The sequence below is a fragment of the Patescibacteria group bacterium genome, assembly GCA_041667185.1.
In the GTDB taxonomy this organism is placed as follows: domain Bacteria; phylum Patescibacteriota; class Patescibacteriia; order SG8-24; family SG8-24; genus JBAYFM01.
This window is the reverse complement of sequence record JBAYFM010000017.1, coordinates 1-20,973: the sequence shown is the minus strand read 5'-3', so window position 1 is coordinate 20,973 and position 20,973 is coordinate 1. Positions and strand designations below refer to the sequence as shown.

Genomic DNA, 20,973 nt, shown 5'->3' with positions numbered 1-20,973 from the left:
CTCCCGCCCGGGCCTCCACCGAGCTCAGCTCGGTCATAGAATAATGCGGGCAAAGCTCAGCTTTGCTTTCATTAATAAGATGACCGGGCGAAAAGAGCGAGGTGAGGCCAGCTGAGCTGGCCCGCTTCGCTCTCAAAGACAAAAACAGCGAAAGGTGCCCTTCTCTCTCGAGCGGGCGTCTTTTGTTCTCCTCCATCAGAAAATCTCGGCGTCAGCCGAGATTGGATAAAAAATGCGAATCCCCCGCATCCCGCGTCACAAACGCGGGAGAAGGGGGATTGGTCCGCGTCGGCCAAATTCAGGGGATATCAAATTTTTTTGAGCATAGTCGAAAGATTTTTATAGTCCAACAAAAAAACCAGAAGCGAGCGCTTCTGGTCGGGTGGCTGAAAGATCGGTCGTTACGGTTATTCGGCCTGATGTTGTCCGGTTTGTTTTTCGTAGACTTTCTTCTCGAAATCCTTGCGGTGCTGGATCTCGTGCTGTTTGGCCGTTATTTTTGCGTTGATCTCCCGATATTCTTCAAAGTCGTATTGGCCTACTTCAAGCATATCGCCGTCGCGGCAGGCATCGGTGGGATGCGACGGAGTTGCGGGTGCAGTATAAGCGACGTAGTAGCTTGTCGCCTGTGCCATGAGCTGGCCGTCTGGGTGGGGCTCATTGTATGACCACTTATAGGTCCCAATCACGGTCAGTACACTTCCGGATTCGGCGTTGCACAGGCCGAAGTCGGGCTTGATCCGCAGTATGCTGTAGTCGCCGACAAGCATGACTTGGTCGCCAATCGGGCTCTGATTGCAACCGCCGGCGGATGCCGCAACCAAGCAGAGAAGGCAGAAACGATATGGATTCATCGACGTCATCGCAATAACTCCTTTCGGTCATCAGACCGTTTGGTTGTCAAAGAATGTGGCCATCTTGTCATGAATCGAAGATTTGTCAATAAGGCGAAAGCAATAAAGAAAAAACCAGAAGCGAGCGCTTCTGGTCTAGTGGCTGAAAGATCGGTCGTCAGGGTTTCTTGTCCAATTCCTCGCGGAGTTTATCCATGAAGTCGGCCAGTCTTTTGGCTTCCCGCATCTCGTCCGCTTTCATGTCCGCGCTCCTCTTGAGGCAAAATATCTCCGTCCGTTGCAGCTCCTCCAACTGATCGAAGCGCGCGTACAAGATCTCGCTGTTGAGGCAGAGTGGGCGGCTTCCCGGCCGCTGACCGTTGATGTATTGCTGCCGGCGCTCCAGACACCACCCGCATTTGTGGGTCTCGCGCGAAAATTGCCGGCAGAATTCCTCGCTGTCCGCGTCGGAGTAGCGTAGGAAATACTGGTCAGAGGCGCCGATGAGGCTGCTCCGGTAGATCGCGATGATCTCGAATGAGGATCCGGGCAGCGCGAGACAGATCTTCTCCGCGCCGCGTTCGAACCGATAGAATAATCTGGCCCCGCGTTCGATCAGCCTGATCTGGCCGCCGATCGCTGGTTCGACCCGGGCGTAACTGGCGCCGCTCGCGGTCATCGCGAGCGACAGGATGATCAAGACGATCTGACTCGTGATCCGTCCGTTTCTTTTCATGGTTTCTCCTCGACTGGATCTTATTTTCAAAGGACAAGCCAATTTAGACAATAATTAGGCCAAACGTCAACCACCGGGACCGTTGCCGGGGCAAGGACGCTTCGGGGCCGATATGCTATCCTGTATCTGCTCAACTTATGCCAGCTGAAGCTAAAAAATTGCTGATGATCATCGACGGCAACGCGGTCCTGTACCGCGCCTGGCATGCTTTGCCGCCGCTCGCGACCAAGGATGGCCGCGTGATTTCTGGCGCCTACGGTTTCACGATGACGCTGCTCGGCGCCGTCCGCGAATTCAAACCGACGCATCTCGCGGTCACGTTCGATCTCAAAGGCAAGACTTTCCGCCACGAACAGTTCCATGATTACAAGGCACAGCGCGAAAAGAAACCGGACGAACTCTATGCGCAGATCCCGCTCATCGAGCGGATCCTCGCCGCGATGAACGTACCGGTCTTCACGGCCCAGGGTTTCGAAGCCGACGACGTCATCGGCACCATCAACGAACAGGCCAAGGCGGCCGACGCCGCGGTCGGCGTTCTCATCGTGACCGGCGATCTCGACACGCTGCAGCTCGTCGACGAGCGCACGCGCGTCTACACCATGCGCCGCGGCATCACCGACATGGTCGTCTATGACGACGCGGCGGTGCGCGCGCGTTTCAACCTGCGTCCCGACCAGATGGTCGATTACAAAGGACTGCGCGGCGATCCCTCGGACAACATCCCCGGCGTCAAAGGCATCGGCGAGGTCACGGCGAGCGCGCTGCTGTCCGAATTCGGTTCCCTGGACGAGCTCTACGCGGCGCTGGAGCAGGACGACCGGCGCGCGGCCAAGATCAGACCCGCGGCCAAAGAAAAACTTTTGGCCGGCAAAAAAGAAGCCTTCGAAGCCCGCGACCTGTGCCGCATCCGCCGCGACGCGCCGGTTGATTTTAAGCTTGATAGAGCCGTTTTTTCATTGCCCCAGCAAGCGCAGGTCCGCGACATCTTTGAAGAATTCCAGTTCGCCAGATTGCTGCAGCAGCTGCCCGAGGGTTCGGAGCCGGCGCCGGCGAAAACTTCGGAACTGAAAGACGAGGCTGCGAAACAGCCGTCAGCCCCGACCATTGAAGACGCCGCCGCGCGTCCGGCCGCGATCAGCGAGCCGGTCACGATCATTGATGACGGCCAAGCCGTGGCCGCGCTCGTCGCCGAATTCGCGCACGCCAAGATCATCGCGTTCCGTTCGTCCACGGAGAGCGCCGACCCGATCGCGCCCGGCCTTATCGGTCTCGGGCTCACCGACGGATCGCATCATTACATCCTGACCAAGAAAGCTGTTGCTGGCGGAAAAAAATCTCTGCAAGAATTTTTCGCGGATGGCGGCAAGAAGCCCACGCTGGTCTGTCACGACCTGAAGCGCGAGATCAATGTTTTTTATTCTTTGGGTTGGACCATCGCCCATCCGTGTTTCGACCTGATGATCGCGTCCTACCTGATCTTCTCCGGCGAGCGCCGCAATTCGCTCGAGGCCCTGCTCGCCTACTTCCGCCAACTGCCGGCCGCGGATGCCAAGGACGACAGCGTCGAAGCCAAGCTCGCGCGCCTGCAGGTCGAACTGCCGCAGCTGCTCCCGCTCGCTGACGAGCTGCGCAATAAATTGGAAGCGCTGCAACTCGCCAACTTCAACGAAACCCTGGAGCTGCCGCTGGTTCCGGTCCTGGCCCGCATGGAACGGACCGGCGTCGCCATTGACGCGGCTTATCTCCAAAAATTGTCGCGTGAGCTCGGCGGCGACATCGCCAAGCTGGAAAAGCGCATCCATAAATTGGCGGGCGAAGAGTTCAACATCAATTCCCCGAAACAGGTCAGCCGGATACTTTTTGAAAAGCTGGAGCTTTCTTCCGCCGGCCTGAAAAAAACCGCTAAAAACAAGGCTTTATCGACCGCCGCGGCGGAGCTCGAGAAATTGCGCGGCCGCCATGAGATCATTGACGCCCTCCTGGAATACCGCGAGGTCGCGAAAATGCGTTCGACTTACGTGGAGGCGCTGCCGGCGCTCGTCAACGCGAAGACCGGGCGCGTCCACGCCAGTTTCAATCAGGCCGTGACCGCGACCGGACGGCTGTCTTCGTCTGATCCGAACCTCCAGAATATCCCGACCGCCGAGACCGATCTCGGCCGCCGCGTGCGGAACGCTTTCATTGCGCGTCCAGGCTGTGTCCTGCTCGCGGCCGACTATTCGCAGATCGAGTTGCGCATCGCCGCGCACATCACCGGAGCGAAAGCCATGACCAAAGCGTTCCTGGCCGGCGAGGACATCCATTGGCGCACCGCGGTCGAGATGTGGGGCGAGGCCGAGGCCGCGTCGAAGCGGCGCATCGCCAAAGCGATCAATTTCGGCATCCTCTACGGCATGGGCCCGCAGCGGCTCGCCGAAAGTTCCGGCGTCACGATGCCGGAGGCGCGCGAATTCATCGACCGCTACTTCGCCGTGAATCCCGAACTCGCCGATTACATCGAGGCGATGAAAGAGAAATTGAGTAAGGATGGTTACGTCGAGACGTTGTTTGGCCGCCGCCGTTTTTTCCCGAATTATCATCTGTTGAATCAGCGTGAGAAGGCTGCGGCCGAGCGCCAGGCCATCAACATGCCGATGCAGGGCACGCAAGCCGATCTCATCAAGCTGGCCATGACGCAAATCGACGAGCGTCTCCGCCGCGACTACGGCGAGGGCGAGGAAGCGCCGCGGCTGATCATCCAGGTTCACGACGAACTCATTTTCGAAGTTCCCGCAGCGCTCGCTAGCAAGGTCGCGCCGGTCATCCGCGAACTCATGGTCGGCGTCAGGAAGTTCGACGTGCCGATCGCGGTCAATCTCAGTGCTGGCGAACGGTGGGGCGATCTGGTGCGGTTGGCCGAGTAGTTGATAGTCACTAGCCGAAGGCGCCGCTCTGTGAGCGGTGCTTTTATATTCCATCGAGCCATCGGCCATAATCAAGCAGCCAACTGGACTCCTTGGCGGGCGGTAGGCTATCCTGAAGCCATATGGCCACCAAGTATCAGGTTCTCGCTTATTACGTCAGGAATTCGCTTGATCTAGCCAAGATCGAGCAGAAGAATCTTGACCTGCCATTATTGTCCCTGGTGCGCAAAGAGCGCAATCTGCTCGTCTACCAGTCGGGCGACAGCCATTATGTCTGCGTCTACGCCTTCGGCGTCGTGACCGTTTGCGGCATCGAGGACAAGAAAGAGATCGCCAAACTCCTGAAGCGTTTTGCTTATGGCGAAGAGATGGCCGAGGGCAAGGATCCCAAGGTGCTGCCGGAAGATTATGCCATCATGATCGAACCCGAGCAGCCGGAGAGCGTCGAATTCGGCCATGTCCAGCTGAAACAGTTCACCCTGGAAAGGTTCCTGCTGATCTCCCACGTCATGGCGCAATCCGTGGCGATCGATTTCGTCGAGCGGCGCATCGCCGAGACCCAGCAGGCCCTGGAGCGCATCCATGGCGTGCTCGAGGCGCACGGCAAGCTCGTGGCCACCAACACCCGCAGTATCCTGAAGACCGTCGGTATGAGCGGCAACATGGTGCATTTCATGGTGACGAGGTTGTCCTTGCTCGACAAGCCGGACATCGCCTGGGAGGACAAGGACGCCGAGGCGCTGTTCCTGAAGCTGCGTTCGATGTTCGAACTCGACGACCGCTTCGAAGCGCTGCGGTTCAAACTGGAGTTCATCAAGGACAGTTCGGAGATGCTCATCAACATCATCAGCACGAAGCGCGCGGAGTTCATGGAGGTCATCATCATCGTGCTGATCGCCGTGGAGATCCTGTTGGCCATGCTCGGCGTCATGTGAACAAGCTGTTCATAAGATCAGCGCCCGCGATGCGGGCGCTTTTGGTATAATCTAGCCATGCGTTTCCTTATCTACGGCGAGGACAATTTTCGGTCGCGGCGCCGGCTGGCGTCCGTGCGTTCCCAGTTTGCCGCCCAGCGCGACCCGTCAGGCCTGAATTCCGTGGTGTTGCGGGCCGCTGATGCCGCCTGGCCCCGGGTCAGCGAAGCGTTGTTTGCCTCGCCGTTTTTGGCTGAGAAAAAATTGGTCATCCTGGAACATTTTTTGTCCGCCGCCAAGGCCGAGCTGCAAACGAATCTGGTCGAAGCTCTGACTCGTTTGCCCGAAACCACGAACGCGGTTTTTTTTGAAGAAGCTGGCGCCGCCAAACTGCGCCGCTCTCCCCTCTTTGCCGACCTGGCCAAAGAAAAATTTTCGCTGGAATTTCCGGCGCTTGATGTCGGAGCGGCCGGCCAGCTGATCCGCGAGGAGTGTCAGGCCGCCGGCGTCGGCATCGAGCCGCGCGCGGCGCAGGATCTGATCGCGCTCGTCGGCGTGGATTCCTGGAGCCTGTGCCAGGAGATCGCCAAACTGGCCGCTTACGTCCAGGCGCGCGGCGCGGCCTCGATCGCGCCGGCCGATGTTCATGAACTCGTGAGCGAAGCGCAAGCGGACGCGTTCTTCGTTTTTTTGGATGCTTGCGTGTCCGGCCGCGATCGCCTGGCGCTGGCCGCGTTGGAGAAACTGTTCTTGTCAGGCATGGCCGAGATGCAGATCGTGACGCTGCTCGAGAAACATTTCCGTCTGCTCATCGCCGCGCGCGACCAACTCGATCGCGGGCTGAATGACAGCGGCGCTTTGGCTTCCGCTTGCGGCGCGCATCCTTTCGTCGCCGGCAAGGCCCTGGTCGCGGCGCGTCGTTTTGATCTGCGCACGCTTGCCGACCGCCACGCCGATCTCGTCGAGATCGAACGCTCGCTCAAGACCGGCGGCGGCAAAGCTCGCGCCCTGCTCGATATTTTCGCCGTCCGGCTCAGTTCAACCTGCGCCGCTGGCTAGTAATAGGAACCGCTGGATCATCAGGCGGACCGGGGCCGACCCCGGTCTTTTTGATTTGACGCGCCCGGTCGCGCGGGTTAAGGTCATTCCAGTTCCCTGACAATTTTAGGAATCCGAGGGAGGTAGCCATGGATTTCAAAGCCTTGTCTGAGTGGTATAAAGCGCATGCTGTCGGCATTTGGCGGACCATTACCCTGCCTGCTTACGTTTTCTGCGCCTGCTACAGCCCCGGCGCGGCCATTTCCATCCTGATCCTGAGTCTGATCATCCTGGTGCATGAGTACGGCCACTACGTTGCCATGAAACGCAACGGCATTGTAGTTCCGGAATTCACCATCGGGTTCGGGCCGACGATCTGGAGCTGGCGGCTCAAGAGCGGTACGGAGTTCAAGATCAAGCCAATCTTGTTCGGCGGCTACACTCGGCCTGTGGCGGAAGGACCAGGCTCGCTGGCCGAAGCCAGCCATTGGTCCAAGATCAAGGTGTATCTGGCCGGCATGTTCTTCAACACGCTCGCGGCCTGCGTCACCCTGATCGGTCTTATTTTTGCCACTGGCGGCAAGATGCCGGCTGATCTGCATCCGCTAGCGCAGGCGTTATCCGGGTTCTTGCCGGACTGGCTGGCGCTGGTGGCTGTCGGTATCATCGGACCATTCAAGGTTTGGTTGACCACGCCTTACGTGATCGTTCAGACGCTAGTCGACGGCTTCAGCAATTTTGCCGCTGGCGTTGCCGGACCGATTGGTATCATCCAGTACGGCGCATCCGTGGCGGTTACGACCCCGACGTTCGGTGAAATGGCGCTGAGTTATGTCGTCTTCTTCTACGCCATCAATACGGCACTCGCTGGTTGTAACCTGTTGCCGCTCTCGATCCTGGACGGCGGCCACATCCTGGCCCTGATCCTGGAGAAGATCGGCGGACGTTACGGCAAGCAGCTTGTCGCCGCGTACACCTGGTTGACGCTGCCGCTGTTCCTCGGCCTGATCTATCTCTGCTTCCGCGCCGATATTCTGCGGCTGCTCGCCGGCAAGGTTATCGGCCAATAGTTCTTTTCGCTCCTCTAGACCCGTCCTCTGCGACGGGTCTTTTTATTGGGTAAGTATCATTTATTCCTTTATTCCCCAGAAGGTACCTGACACCTTTAGCACCCCAAAAGTACCTGACACCTTTTGGGGATAAAGTGTGGAAACAAAAACGGGGCCTTGGCGGCCCCGTTCTTCGGTCGGAAATTTACTGCTTCTTCAGCTTGTTCAGCCCCTTCACCAAGCGCGACTTGGTCCGGCTGCCGGTGTTCAGCTTGATGACCCGGTTCTGGACGGCCTTGTCGAGGACTTGGATGAGCGACTTCACCAGCTGCTCAGCCTTTTTCACGTCCTTGGTCTCGGTGGCCTTACGGATCGACCGGCGCAGGAACGCAATGGTCTCCTTGATCTTCAGGTTGCGCGCGGTCCGTTTTTTGGTCTGGCGCAGAGCCTTCTCGGCGGCTTTCTTGATCGGCATAGCTTATTTACGATGATTATTCACGGAATAGTCGCAGATTACGTCATTTCTCCCGTGGCGTCAATACTTATTCCTGCCGTTAGCCGTGATTGAATATACGGAGGCCCGCCGCCAGTCCCCTACTCAATCAGCTTCACCTGGTCGATCCGGCTGGTCAGCTTGGCGTAACCGGACTGAGCCGCGTCCATGGCGCCCTTGGTTCGCGTGATGTGGCCCGAAAGCACACCCAACGTCTCTTCGAACTTGACCGCTTCGACTTGGACCCCCTTTAGCACGTCCCAGATCTTCTGAGCCTGCTCCTGCAGCTTGCTCCGTTCGAGCCCGGTCAGTACGACCCGCAGGAAGTTGAAGAATCCGTGCGGCGAGGTCACAAGCACGTTCTTGCTCTTGGCGTAACCCATCAGGTCGTTCTCCTCGTCGGTCAGCATGTGGTAATAGATGTTCTCGGACGGCACATACATGACGGCGAAATTGACCGTTCCCTCGTCCGGCAGGATGTACTTCTTGCCGATGTCGTCCGCATGCTTCTTCACGGCTTTGCCGAACTCCTTGGCCGCGACGCGGCGCTCCTCGTCGTTCGTAGCCTTCGTCAGCTGGTGGAAGTTCTCGTACGGGAACTTCGAGTCGATTGGGATGATACCGGCGTTGGTCTTCACGACCGCGTCCACGGTCTGCCCGTCACGGAATTTGTATTGTGTCGCATAATGTTCGGTCGAGAAGACCTGGGCCAACATGTCCGACAGGATCTGCTCGCCGATGTTACCGCGCAGTTTCGGGTGCAAGAGGTCATTGAAAGCCTCGAACCCCTTGAACCGCTCCTGGACGACGCCCAGTTCTTTTTGTACCGCGCCGACGACCTGGGCCGCCTTGTCGAGTCGGTTGCCCAGAGACTCGTTCGTCCGGTCGAGACTCTCGCGCATGCCCTGAATATTCTGGTTCAACATGACCAGGCCTTTGTCGTTGGTTTGGGAGTCTTTCAGATCCTGCACCTTGCGGGCGAGAGCATAGACGGCCGCGGCCGCTGCCAAAGAAACAACCAGGATGATCGCGAGAAGAATATTTTGCATAACAGGCTAAGTATAGCAGTGTGCGCCAGTCGCTAGCAAATCAGCAGTATGGTTATTTTACGACGCAAGATATCATATTAATACAGCACAATCTGCTTATTTGGATTACCAGTATTATTATTGAAAAAATATGCGTGTTAATTACACTTTTATCGGCAGTGGTCTGGTTGTTCCGGTGATCGCCCAGCTCTGATTTTGTTGCTGATGTTGTTTGCTGATCCGTGAATCACGAAACATAAATTTTAACGACCACTCGCATTTGTTAATCCCGTAATTTTGCAGCGCTGCAGAATCAAAAATCCAGCCGCTGGTGCGACTGGATCTTGTTGGTTGGTGGACCCGGCGAGGCTCGAACTCGCTACCTCTGCAATGCGAATGCAGCGCTCTACCAAATGAGCTACGGGCCCGCTTGGGGCTTTGGATGTTGTCGAAGGGCTGGTTGTCATCCGTGGGCGACCAAATACTGGTCAACTGGACTTGCGGTGACCGCGATCTAAGCCCACCAGGCGTCAGTATATTTGATGCTCAAAGTTCTGTCGAGTCCCTGACCTGTCCACAGCCCTCGGGCCATGCTCAAGCTTGAAATCGTCCGGCATCAACATGTTTTGCACAGGTGGAGGTTCTTTTTCATTCGCGCCTGTGTTCGTGCTGCCTGCAGGTTGATGTGGTGCCCCCAGAAGGAATCGAACCTCCATCTTGTCCTTAGGACGGACTTGTTCTATCCATTGAACTATGAGGGCAGGGGAGTCAGGCCAGGAGATTATGGCAGGCTTTTTAGAGGCTGTAAAGACGCCTCTGATAGAGCTAATCATGATTGTTCCACGTGAAACAATCTTAATCTCCGGAATTGATCGGCAAGGACGATTTTATGGGTTTTTTGTTTGTTTGTGCCAATTCGATCCGCGATGTTCCACGTGAAACATTGAGCTTAAATAAGCCTTGACATTTGAGGTGTAAAATAATAGGCTCAGAACAGTTCTTTTCAAACCACAGGAGGCAATCGTGGGTCAGAACGATTTTGATAAAGAGGGTAGTTTGGCCGCCAAATTATATCACTGGGTTTTATTCTTGCTGCTGGCAGTAATATTTGTTTGCTGGGGCCTAGTCTACCTTTTGCAGATTATTTCCCAGCGCTTTGGTGAAGCGATAGTTCAGAGCCTGCAAAGGTTGCCGCCGCTAGAGTAGGGTAACAGCATCAACTATTACCCATGATGTCGCGCGGTCGTCGATCGTTGATTCTCGTCTGGGAATCAACAAGCCCTATTTCAGGGCTTTTTTGTTTCACGTGAAACATTTTGTGGTGAGTCCGGGGTAAACCGCGGGTTGTTTTCGTTAGTATTTAATATTCTTCGAGTAAGGACAGAAATTGAGTCGACAGGCTCACTAATCAAGCAAAATTAAATCTCTTAAGATTAAGGTCATTTGATGATAATTAAATATTTTACGACACATAGTCTGTTGTTGGTTTTTTTGAGATACGAAGTCATGGAGAACCGGAGTCGCGGAGTTTCCTGACCCCGCCTCTTCACAACTCTCAAAATAATTAGGACGTTGTGCCTGGATTTTTTGATCAACGCTCAGGCTAAATATTCTTCGAGCGAGGGCGGAATCTGAGCTCCTCAGGACAGGCTGGTGAAGGCGGCGATCAAGCAGTCGAACGATCTGGGCTCTAGCCGGACGCCCCCCAAAAAAGTCGTCAGACGGTTTTGGGTTGATTTTTGTCTGGTGGTTTTGGGTGGAAAAGGGCTGAAAAGTTAATAAGTTGGTGATAAGTCGGTCAAAAACGGGGGAAAACATGGTATTTTGTGGATAAGTCCGGCCATGAACAACGTAATTGTTCAGTAGTCAAAAAATGATTGAAAAACTTATGAACAGGCCTCGATTATTTGGCTTGTTTTAGAGAAGATTTGGCATATATAGACTCATTGACCCTCATTCTCAAAATTGATACAATATATACATCAGAGCGATTACTCTGAACACGGCAAAAAAAAGCCTGCCATGCTTGGGCCAACACACCAAAATAAAACCTCAATAATATTTAAAGCTGTCGGCGCGGCTTTTGTTATGTTTGCCGCGTTTTTTATTTCCCCAATTGCCTCCGCGGACTACATGACGTCGACGAACTATCGGGTCCAGTCCGATTCTTTGAACATCGGCGGCGCCCGCTCCACTTCAAGCAACTACATCGTCGAGGATACGTTCGGTGAATTGGCTACGGGCGAGGGGCTTACCAGCGCTAGCTATGGCGCCTGCGTCGGCTATCAGTGTTTTTCTGGAATGCCATCACTGACTTTGAGTATCGGAGTCGGGTACGCGTCGCCAGGTACGCCTGGGGATCCGGTTGCTCTCGGTAATTTGTCGCCCGCAGCGGTGAAAACTTCGGATGGTTCGACGGTGAAGTCGGTCTTTATCACTGCCAGCTCCCCGTCGCGTAACGGCACTGTCATCGCGGTGCGCGACGCTAGTAGCGGCCTCCATAGCCCGAGCCTGCCCTACACTATGGCTTCGGCCACCGCATCGTTGGAGGCAGGAACGCCTGGCTACGGTATCTGTGTTTTCTCGAGCAACAACCTGACAAAAACAGCGCCTTATAACGGCTCCTGCACCAAGACCACCGGGCACGATGTCGGCATTCTGGACTCGACGAACCGAACGATCCTGAGCGCGAGCGACTACTTCGATGATGGCGCGGCGGAAATTCTGGTGAAAGCGGCAATTAGCCACACTGTGCCAGGGGCGACGGATTATACCGACACCTTGACGTTCATTATGACGAGTACATATTGAGGGAGAGACGGAGTCAGGGAGTGGTCATTACAACCAGCGATGATACGAACCGCGATGCCCGGGGTTCAGCCGAAAATCAGGCTGGAAGACGGACATCGCGACTGGTGTAAGTCGCGAATGAAAAATGCCGGCAGGATCCTTCTCGCGCGGGAGGGTCCAACCCAGCACTCTACAACCTGAGGGTCGCTGGGAACGCGTATGCCGCTTTTTCGCAGGGTTTATCCGGGAAACATCTTTCGAGCGAAGGCATTAGCCTGAGTCGAGGGGTTTTCCCCTAAAGGTCGATATATTCTTGGTCGGTCCGGCCAGGAACGAAACTAACAGAATGCTTGGCGGTTGACGATCGCGAAGCAGGCTCAGGACCAAAAATAAATAGGTCTTAAAAACTTAATTCCAGGGCGATATCCCGTCTGGCGCGTTAAAGCGCCGAACCGTCTCCGTCTCTTAGTTAGCTATCTTCCATAGCTCGAGAGTGGAAGAACGACGAAGCCGGTGTGCTATCGCCTCAAGGAAAGGACAAGAACATGAAAAATAAATTCGTTAAACTGGCCGCTAAAGTGACCGCGCTCTCCATGGTGCTCTCGCTTTGGGCGCCGGTAGTGCCCGTGAAGGCGGCGTCGACCGTCTTCTCGGATACGATGTCGCGCGTGCAAGCCTCGGCGCTTTCTACGCATACCATGTCGTTCGTGTCTGGCGCCAGCATTGCCGGTTTAGATGCCGCGCCGCCGGCCCTGACGATTACCATGGGAGCGCCAAGTTTCACAGGGACAAACACACTGTCTGTCGGTGATGCTACCGAACTTCAGGTGACTGTTGCTGGCACGCCGCAGACTGTGGCGGCTCAAGATGGCGCTAACACATACGGTGTAGCCTGCACCGCCACTGCCAACCAGGTCAGGTATGACCTCTCCACCGATGGCGTACTCCTCATCCAGTTCTGCACGGACAGCACAGCTGTCACGGCTGGTGTCACGACGATCGGGGTGAATATTCTTAGTGCCTCCAAGGTCACAAATCCTGCTATAGGCACAGGTTCATACTCGATCACGCTTAGCGGTATCACCGATATTGGTGCTACCGCCAAGGTAGCCATCGTTGACTACGATTACGTCACGGTGACCGCGACTATCCAGTCTGTCATGGTATTCGACATTGATGTGCCGGGCGGCGTCTGCGCCGGTGAGTCTGCTGGTCCTTACTCTGTGAGCCTGGGAAATGTCGTGCCAACCGAAGTCGCCACGGGCGCGAATCACGTTTGTCTTGATCTCCAGACCAATGCCGATGGCGGCGCGGTCGTCGAGGTCAAAAACAACACGGCTTTCGGTTTGGATGGCCAAGCCACGCCTGACTACATGTTGACCACCTGGGCTGATGCCGCGGCGACCACGCTTGCACCTGGCACGGAGGGTTACGGTTTGTGCGTCAATGGCACCCTCGATGTGGGCGAAGGCACCATTACGGCCGTTCAGCCGTATAACGGCGCCTGTGGTACTCACGCGGTCGGCGGCGTTGCCGATTCCTTCAAGCCAATCGCTAACTCGGGTGGCAATCCGGTTTATGGCACTGCCAACCAGGCTATCGACATTCTCATCAAAGCCGCTTCTGCGACCACGACGATGGCCGACACCTATCAGTCGGTTCTGACCTTCCGCGCGACCGGCACGTTCTAGTGCCAGTGCCAGGCACCCCGCTTCGCGGTGAGCCTGTGCCAGTGCCAGGCACACCGCTTCGCGGTGAGCCAGGCACTACGGGCGGCGTCCAGGGACTATTACCTGGACGTCGTCCGCGGTCGGAGGTTGTTGAGGTAGGGGGTTGGGAGAGTGCTGGAGTGCTGGAGTGAGAACAGGAAAACCTTCGATGCGACTCAGGGAAGATTCATGAATGTTTCTTGAGTCGAGTCGGAGAATCAAGAACGACTATCAAATTAATAAGCGATCAGCTTATGAAAAAAATTCTCGGTTCGTTATTCGCCCTGGCCATCGCCGCGATGCTGTGGCCGAGCGGCGCCAGCGCTATCACCATTTCGCCGATCTTCGTCGATTATTCGCTGGATCCAGGCGACACGGTCATGGATGTTCTGAAAGCCTACAACGAGAATCCTTTTCCGATCACGCTTTATCCGGTGGTGGATAATTTCACGAGCGGCGATGAAGAGGGTTCGCCGGTATTCTATGACGCTGATGAGGACCCGTACGGCACCGCGCTCGCGACCTGGGTGAAAATGGATTCCACCGAGCCGTTCACTCTGCAGCCTGGCGACCGGGTCAATCTGCCGTTCTCGATCAACGTGCCGGTCAACGCTCAGCCGGGCGGCCATTTCGGAGCCATCATCCTTTCGACTCAGCCGCCGGAGATCAGCGGCGAGGGCGTCGGCGTCGCTGCGCAGATCGGCATGCTCATTTTTGTGGATGTGAGCGGCGAAGCGAAAGAGACCGCCAGTATCGCAGAGTTCGGTTTCAAGAATCCGCGGGTCTGGTACAACTACCTGCCGGTGAATTTTTTCCTGCGATTCGAAAACTCCGGCAACACTCATTTGCGCCCGACTGGCAATCTGTTCATCAAGGACATGTTCGGCCGCCAAGTGGCCAGCATCCCGGTCAATTCTGATTTTCGGAGCGTCCTGCCATCCAGTATCCGGAAGTTCGAGTTCGGCTGGCGGCGCGCGGCTGGCGATAGCGGCAGCTCGGAGCTGCTCAAAGAGTGGAACAATTTCGCTTTCGGCAAATACGAAGCGATGCTGGTCCTGAATTACGGCAAGCAGAACAAGATCGTGACCGATACCCGCGAATTCTATGTTTGGCCGTGGCGCATCTTGTGTATCGCGGGCGGCATCATCCTGCTGTTGATCCTGCTGTTCATCGGAGCGATGAAATTATACAAACGGTCGATCATTAAGAAGTATCAGAAAGATAATAATAAGAAGTGACGGAGTTGGGGAGAGACGGAGTCAGGGAGTTTGAGAGTGCAGGAGTGCGGGAGTCAGGGAGAGACGGAGTCAGATAATAGGGAGCCAAAAAGATCATGATCGAGAAGTCTGACAACCAACCGAGGGCGATCGACGCCAAGCTCAAACGACTGAATGTCGTGATGGGTTTGGCGCTCTTTGCCATCGCCGCGCTCACGGCGGCTGTTTGGTTCGTCTCGGCCACGAGCATCTCGAACCGCCGGGATATGTTGAGCAATCAGCAGATCTCCGAGACTTCGCGCCACCAGATCAGCTTTAATCTTTCGGCTGGCAATACTTTTGCCTCCGGCGAGGAAGTCGTTGTGGACCTGCCGCCGGAGTTCGCGCTGGCTGGGACCTGGGCCCAGGCCGACTTCAGTTTCACAGACGGTACGGTGCGTGTTGTTGACGCGGTTAATCAGGGGGCGGGCGTCACGACCGTGGCTTGTGCCGATGGCGTCAATAATATCGGCGTTGCTGTTGATACTGCCGCCGGAGCTTTCCGGTTCATTCCCTGCGGCGCTTCTTTCACCGCCAGCGCGGTCGGGGCGTTCATTACTCTTGTTATTGAAGGTGAAACTCCAGGCGGCACGCTGGCCAATCCGGGCGTCTCCGGTCCATACGCCATTATAATAATGAATGCGGCAGGTGATTGCGGCGGCGTGGGTGAGACTTGCGCTCTGACCGTCTCGATCATTGATGCTGCTACCGTTTCGGTCACGGCCGCGATTGTCGGTGCTTGCGGTAATGGGGTTCTGGAATGGGGCGAGGGTTGCGACGATGGCAATATCCTGCCTGGTGACGGCTGTTCGGCCGAATGTGCCATTGAAGGCGGCGGACCGATTACGCCGCCAGATACCACGCCGCCGGCTATTTCGGGAATTTCCGTCACCAGCATCACTAAATCTGCGGCTACCATCGGCTGGTATACGAACGAGGGCGCCAACTCGCTCATCCGTTACGGCTTGACCTCTGGGTACGGCAGCACGTTTAACGACGCCGCGCTGATCCTCACGCACAGCTTCGCAATTTCCGGATTGAGCGAGGGCGTACTGTATCACTACCAGGTCTGTTCTTCCGACGGCAACAATAACCAAGCCTGTTCGACGGATGCCACTTTCACCACTCTTGATGAGACGCCGCCGGTCATTTCGAATGTCGTCGTTTCGAACATCACTTCGACCGGCGCCGTGGTGACCTGGACCACTGACGAGAACGCGACCTCCTATGTTGATTATGGTTCGGCTGCGCCGCCGCCTTATACCTCGAGCGCCGGCCAGGTTGACTCGGTCACGAGCCATAGCGTGACGCTTTCCGGACTTACGCCCAGCACGACCTATAATTACCGCGTTCGTTCTGGCGACGCCGCCGCGAATGAATCTTTTGTCGCGAACGCCACATTCGCGACTGTGGCTCCGCCAGACTCTGCGCCGCCGACGATCACTGCCGTCGCCGCGACCTCGATCACGGTGAGCGGCTCGATCATCACCTGGACCACCAACGAAGCCGCGACTTCCTATGTTGATTATGGTCCGACCGTCGCATATGGTTCGACCGCCGGCGATGCGGTGCTTGCCACCTCGCACTCGGTGAGTCTGACCGGTCTGAGCGAAAATACGACCTATAATTTCCGCGTCCGTTCCGCTGATGTCGCCGCGAACGAAGCCATCAGCGCAAACTCGACTTTCAAAACTCTGGACGCGACCGCGCCGCTCATTACATTGGTGGCGACAACTAATATCACGACCTCGGGTGCGCGCATCACCTGGACCACCAACGAAGCCGCCGATTCGCTCGTTGAATACGGTCCGACCGTCGCGTATGGTTCGACGAAGAGCGATGCGATCGCGACGACTTCGCACCAGGTCGATCTCACCGGCCTGGCTCCGGATGCGACTTATAATTATCGCGTGAAGTCCAAAGACGCTGCAAACAATCTGGCGACTTCGGGCAACTTCACTTTCAAGACGCTGAAACCGCCGCCGCCGACGATCTCGTCCATCCAGGTCACGAACATCACCCAGACTGGCGCGCGCATCCTTTGGACGACTGATACGGCCGCGAACTCAACGGTTAATTACGGACCAACCACGGCGTACGGTTCGACCGTCACGGATGCGGCGAATGTCACGAATCATCTCGTCGTCCTGACCGGTCTCACCAAGGGCGCGACCTACAATTTCCGCGTCCGCTCGACCGACGTGCTGGCCCAGGAGACATTCTCTGGCAATAACTCGTTTGCGACATTGCCGGACACTGCGTCGCCGGCCAACGTTACGGGATTCACGGTCACGGTGGGCGAATCGCGGTTGACGCTCGAATGGACCAATCCGGTTGACGCCGACTTCCAGGGCGTGAAGGTGCTCAGGAAGACCTCCGGATTCCCGATCAATCAGAATGACGGCACGGTCGTCTATACGGGTGCGGGTACTTCCCACGTCGATCTCGGGCTCACGAACGGGGTTTCATATTATTATGCGATCTTCCCGTACGATGACGTGCCGAATTACGCTTCCGGAGCCGTGGCGAACGGGACGCCCATGGGACCGCCGGATACCACCGCTCCCGGCGAAGTGACTGGTTTCACGGCTGTGTCCGGCGATGGTCAGATCACATTAGCCTGGACCAATCCGGTTGACGCCGACTTCCAGGGCGTGAAGATCGTCCGTAAGTCGTTGACCTGCCCGGCGACGTCGAGTGACGGCACGGTGGTTTATGATGGCATTGCGACCAGTAGGATAGATCTTGGTCTCGCGAACGGCACTCTTTATTGCTACAAGGCCTACACCTACGATGCGGTTCCGAATATGTCCGCGGGCGTTGAAGTCGCGGCGACGCCGCTTGCTCCGGCCGATACCACGCCGCCAGCCAATGTCGCTGGATTCACCGCTGTCGCCGGTGACGCGGTGGTGCAGCTGATCTGGACCAATCCAGGGGATGCTGATTTCGCTGGCGTGCGCGTCATGCGCAAAGTCGGCAGCGCGCCGATCGGGCCGGCTGACGGCAATATCGTTTATGACGGCATGACCGATAATCGTCTCGACGCGGGGCTCAGTAATAATACGACCTATCATTACGGCGTCTTCGCTTATGACGCGCGGGGCAATTTCGCCTCCGGAACTTTCGCGAGCGCCACGCCGACCGCGTCCGCTCCGCCGCCACCGCCGCCAAGTTGTACTGATTCCGACGGCGGCAAGATCTATGAGGTTCAAGGCACTGCCGTGGATGGTACGGGCACCTACAACGATGCTTGTGCTGGTCCGGGCGCAGTAGCCGAATATTTCTGCGCCTCCAGCGCCGTGGCGAATGAGGTCTACGTTTGCGGCGCCGGCAAGAAGTGTTCCGCCGGCAAATGCGTCGTGGATACTTTCCAGCCGTCAACGACCATCTGTGGCAACGGCATCTGCGAGGGTACGGAGAACAGCCTGAATTGCGCCGTAGATTGTCCGGTCGCTCCGGTCCAGCCGCCAGTCGTCCAGGAACAGCCGAGCGTAACAGAAGCCGAGAAACTGAACTTTGATGATCTGCAGTTCTACGCCACCTCGTCCCGCATTCGGCTGCGCGCGGATGCGGCCAGCGCGACTTTGACCGTCTTCCCATCAATGACTGTCGCGGTTTATCTGCCGAGCGCGGCCATCATCAAACCGATCAGAACCGCTTACGTGAATTATCAGAATTCGGCATACATGATGCAGCCGACGCGGAGCTACGAGGGTCAGGTCACGACCTCCAGCGCCCTCGGTCGTCATCAATTCTCGGTCATCGTTAATTATGAAGATGACACGAGCGATACGGTGATCGGGTTCTTCAATATCGTGCCGTTCGGCCAGGTCTATGAGACGGTTGATGACATCGGCGATGTCGGGATTTCGGGCGCCCGCGTGACCCTGCTTCAGGATATGGGCGGCGGCAACTTCGGTCTTTGGAATGGCGCCGCTTCGGGCCAGGCCAATCCGCAGATCACCGGTGATGGCGGCCGTTTTAGCTTCATTGTTGAACCGGGAATCTACAAACTTAAGGCTGAAAAGGAAGGCTATCGCGACAAGGAGACGTTGGGTTTGCCTATCAACCAAGAGAACGTTGTGGCTCCCAGGTTGAACATGATCAAATTGCCGCCGCCGCCAGCCAAGGAGATCCAGGATGTTTTGGCCGGACCGGGTACGGCCGCTGAGAAGGCCGCTGATGTTGCCCAGGTCATTACTGATCAAGCTGTCTATGTCGCCAAGGGCGTCATCGAAGACGCCGCTGAAGTCATCAGGAATCCGATCGTCGATCAGCAGGTCCAGAGCGTGGCCGCGCCAACCGCCGCGGCCGTGGCCGTCATGAACGCCGCCGCCGTCGGTTCCGCGACCGCCACTGGCATCCCGTACCTCATGTATCTTCTGAGTTTCATCACTCATCCAGCGCTGCTTTTCGGCCGCCGCCGCCGGAAGTGGGGTATTGTCTTCAACGCGCTCACGAAACTTCCGGTCGACCTCGCTATCGTCCGCCTGCTCGATGCGAAGACTGGTCGCATTCTGCGCTCGGCTGTGACTGACAAGGATGGTCGTTACTTCTTCATCGTCGCGGCCGGCGAATACAAACTCGCGGTGAGCAAGATCGGCTGCGTATTCCCGACCGAGTACCTGAAGATGGCCAAAGAGGATGCGCAATATGTTGATCTTTATCATGGCGAGGTCATTCGAGCCAGCGGCAATGCCGCGATCACCGTCAATATTCCGGTCGATCCGGTAACGGTCGAGAAGACTCAGCGCCACATCGTTTGGACCGGCATTGGCCGCCGCGCCACCGGCGCAATCAGTATCCTGAGCATTCTGGCCATGGCTGCCGCGGCGATCATCAATCCGTCGATCATCGTGCTCGTACTGCTCGCTCTGAATATAGTCATTTATATCGTCTTCCGTCGTCTCTCGTTGGTGGTGAAACCAAAGAACTGGGGCATCGTCTACGACAAGGAGACCGGCAAACCGATCCGGAACGCGCTCGCCCGCATCTTCGAATCCAAGTTCAACAAACTGCTCGAGACGCAGATCACCGACAATCGCGGCCGCTACGCTTTCTTGGTCGGCCGCAACGTCTACTACGTGACTTTCGAGAAGCCTGGTTATCAGAAGGAACAGAAGGGTCCGGTCGACCTGCATGATGAACAGAAGGTCAAAGAGGGAATCGTCGGCATGAATGTCCGACTCGGCAAAGCTGCCGGCGGCGCTGCTGGGAAGCCTGGTGATACGAAACCTGGCGCTCAGTCAGAGGTGAAACCTCCGGAGGGTCCGTCGAAGCCGCCAGGTCCGGTTAGTCCCATCGCTTCCGTGGTTGTGCCAGCCGCTCCGCCAGTGTCGCCGGTCGTAACGCCACCCGCTCCAGCCAAAAAGATTCCCTGGGAGTTGCAGATGCTGCAGAATCTGGCGAAGAACAAGCCAGCGGCCGCACCGGTCGTAACGCCAGCAACAACTCCTCCGGTCCCGATACGCCCCGCAACTCCGCCTGCCATCGGCATGGCCGTCCCGCGAACCAAGCTTGTCCAAGACGCTGAGCACGCACATCCGGAAACGAAACTGCTCGAGGACTCGGCGCACGCACACCCGGAGGTAAAACCGATCGAGGATACGAATAAGGCGCATCCAGGCGAGAAACGCGATGTTCTGAAGCCGGAGGATCCGAAGAGTAAGTGAGTTCATTACAACCATTTCGGTAAGCAGCGAACGGCTGTGCGGTCAGGGGCTATATATATGTAAGCCTGACCGCATTCCGGTCCCTGTTTAATAAAAGGGGGCCATCACTCAGGTAAGGTGTCATTGCCTTATTTGGGCAAAAACGAAAAACCCAACAAAGACATGCGAGTGTCTGCGTGGCCAAAATTTATCTGGTTTAAGTTGAAAAACCACATTGGAGATGATCCGATGAGGAAGTTTTTGGCGTTGCTCTTGGCGATCACGGCTATCGTATCGCCGATCGGATTTATCGCTGACGCGTCCGGCCCCTCCTCGAACCGTATCCTGAATTATCAGCTTCGTTTGACCGATGCCGCCGGTGTGGCTGTTGCCGATGGCGTGAAGAAACTCAAACTCACCATCTACGACGATCCCACGGCTGGCAATCAGAAGTTCACAGCCTGTTCGCTGGACGGCTCAGCCACCGGCACCCCGACCAAGGTCAACGCTACTTTCACTGGCGGCGTCGCCTCGATCCTTCTTGGCAGCGCCCTCACCTGCGACACCGGT

At 56.7% G+C, this 20,973-nt stretch carries 14 protein-coding genes and 2 tRNA genes; 9 read left to right on the top strand and 7 right to left on the bottom strand.

Going from position 1 to position 20,973, the window contains the following annotated elements; genetic code table 11:
- The 3 genes from WCT10_05625 to WCT10_05615 form a co-directional block, all read right to left on the bottom strand.
- Positions 1-196 (bottom strand): hypothetical protein (locus tag WCT10_05625; protein ID MFA6604278.1); only part of this gene is annotated, 196 nt, incomplete at its 3' end.
- 211 nt (positions 197-407) lie between these two features.
- Complete coding sequence (locus tag WCT10_05620; protein ID MFA6604277.1) at positions 408-854, bottom strand: hypothetical protein; 447 nt, start codon at positions 852-854, stop codon at positions 408-410.
- Between the two features lie 157 nt (positions 855-1,011).
- A complete protein-coding gene (locus tag WCT10_05615; protein MFA6604276.1) occupies positions 1,012-1,569 on the bottom strand; it encodes a hypothetical protein in 558 nt (185 codons plus the stop codon).
- 137 nt (positions 1,570-1,706) lie between these two features.
- On the opposite strand from WCT10_05615, the gene polA reads away from it, so the two are divergent.
- The 4 genes from polA (at position 1,707) to WCT10_05595 (ending at position 7,497) form a co-directional block, all read left to right on the top strand.
- Positions 1,707-4,475, top strand: a complete 2,769-nt coding sequence (gene polA / locus WCT10_05610) for a DNA polymerase I (GenBank protein ID MFA6604275.1) — start codon at positions 1,707-1,709, stop codon at positions 4,473-4,475.
- Positions 4,476-4,597: 122 nt separating this feature from the next.
- Positions 4,598-5,410, top strand: coding sequence for an RMD1 family protein (locus tag WCT10_05605; protein MFA6604274.1), 813 nt, complete (start codon positions 4,598-4,600; stop codon positions 5,408-5,410).
- Between the two features lie 57 nt (positions 5,411-5,467).
- The gene (gene holA, locus WCT10_05600; protein ID MFA6604273.1) at positions 5,468-6,448 is read left to right on the top strand and encodes a DNA polymerase III subunit delta; all 981 of its coding nucleotides are present in this window, start codon (positions 5,468-5,470) and stop codon (positions 6,446-6,448) included.
- Positions 6,449-6,576: 128 nt separating this feature from the next.
- Positions 6,577-7,497, top strand: coding sequence for a site-2 protease family protein (locus WCT10_05595; protein ID MFA6604272.1), 921 nt, complete (start codon positions 6,577-6,579; stop codon positions 7,495-7,497).
- A 184-nt stretch (positions 7,498-7,681) separates the two neighbouring features.
- Here the strand turns inward: WCT10_05595 and rpsT are convergent, their stop codons facing one another.
- The 4 genes from rpsT to WCT10_05575 form a co-directional block, all read right to left on the bottom strand.
- Positions 7,682-7,951 (bottom strand): 30S ribosomal protein S20, encoded by a 270-nt coding sequence (rpsT, locus tag WCT10_05590; protein MFA6604271.1) that lies wholly within the window; start codon positions 7,949-7,951, stop codon positions 7,682-7,684.
- Positions 7,952-8,070: 119 nt separating this feature from the next.
- Positions 8,071-9,018 (bottom strand): DNA recombination protein RmuC, encoded by a 948-nt coding sequence (locus WCT10_05585; GenBank protein ID MFA6604270.1) that lies wholly within the window; start codon positions 9,016-9,018, stop codon positions 8,071-8,073.
- A gap of 331 nt (positions 9,019-9,349) precedes the next feature.
- A tRNA-Ala gene (locus WCT10_05580) sits at positions 9,350-9,425 on the bottom strand.
- Positions 9,426-9,683: 258 nt separating this feature from the next.
- Positions 9,684-9,758: transfer RNA gene (locus WCT10_05575), tRNA-Arg, on the bottom strand.
- Positions 9,759-11,019: 1,261 nt separating this feature from the next.
- On the opposite strand from WCT10_05575, the gene WCT10_05570 reads away from it, so the two are divergent.
- The 5 genes from WCT10_05570 to WCT10_05550 form a co-directional block, all read left to right on the top strand.
- Positions 11,020-11,808: a hypothetical protein gene (locus WCT10_05570; GenBank protein ID MFA6604269.1), complete on the top strand. Its 789-nt coding sequence runs from the start codon at positions 11,020-11,022 to the stop codon at positions 11,806-11,808.
- 494 nt (positions 11,809-12,302) lie between these two features.
- The gene (locus tag WCT10_05565; protein ID MFA6604268.1) at positions 12,303-13,478 is read left to right on the top strand and encodes a hypothetical protein; all 1,176 of its coding nucleotides are present in this window, start codon (positions 12,303-12,305) and stop codon (positions 13,476-13,478) included.
- Between the two features lie 272 nt (positions 13,479-13,750).
- The gene (locus tag WCT10_05560; protein ID MFA6604267.1) at positions 13,751-14,734 is read left to right on the top strand and encodes a hypothetical protein; all 984 of its coding nucleotides are present in this window, start codon (positions 13,751-13,753) and stop codon (positions 14,732-14,734) included.
- Positions 14,735-14,829: 95 nt separating this feature from the next.
- Positions 14,830-20,424, top strand: coding sequence for a fibronectin type III domain-containing protein (locus WCT10_05555; GenBank protein ID MFA6604266.1), 5,595 nt, complete (start codon positions 14,830-14,832; stop codon positions 20,422-20,424).
- A 132-nt stretch (positions 20,425-20,556) separates the two neighbouring features.
- A partial coding sequence (locus WCT10_05550; protein ID MFA6604265.1) for a hypothetical protein occupies positions 20,557-20,973 on the top strand: 417 nt, incomplete at its 3' end.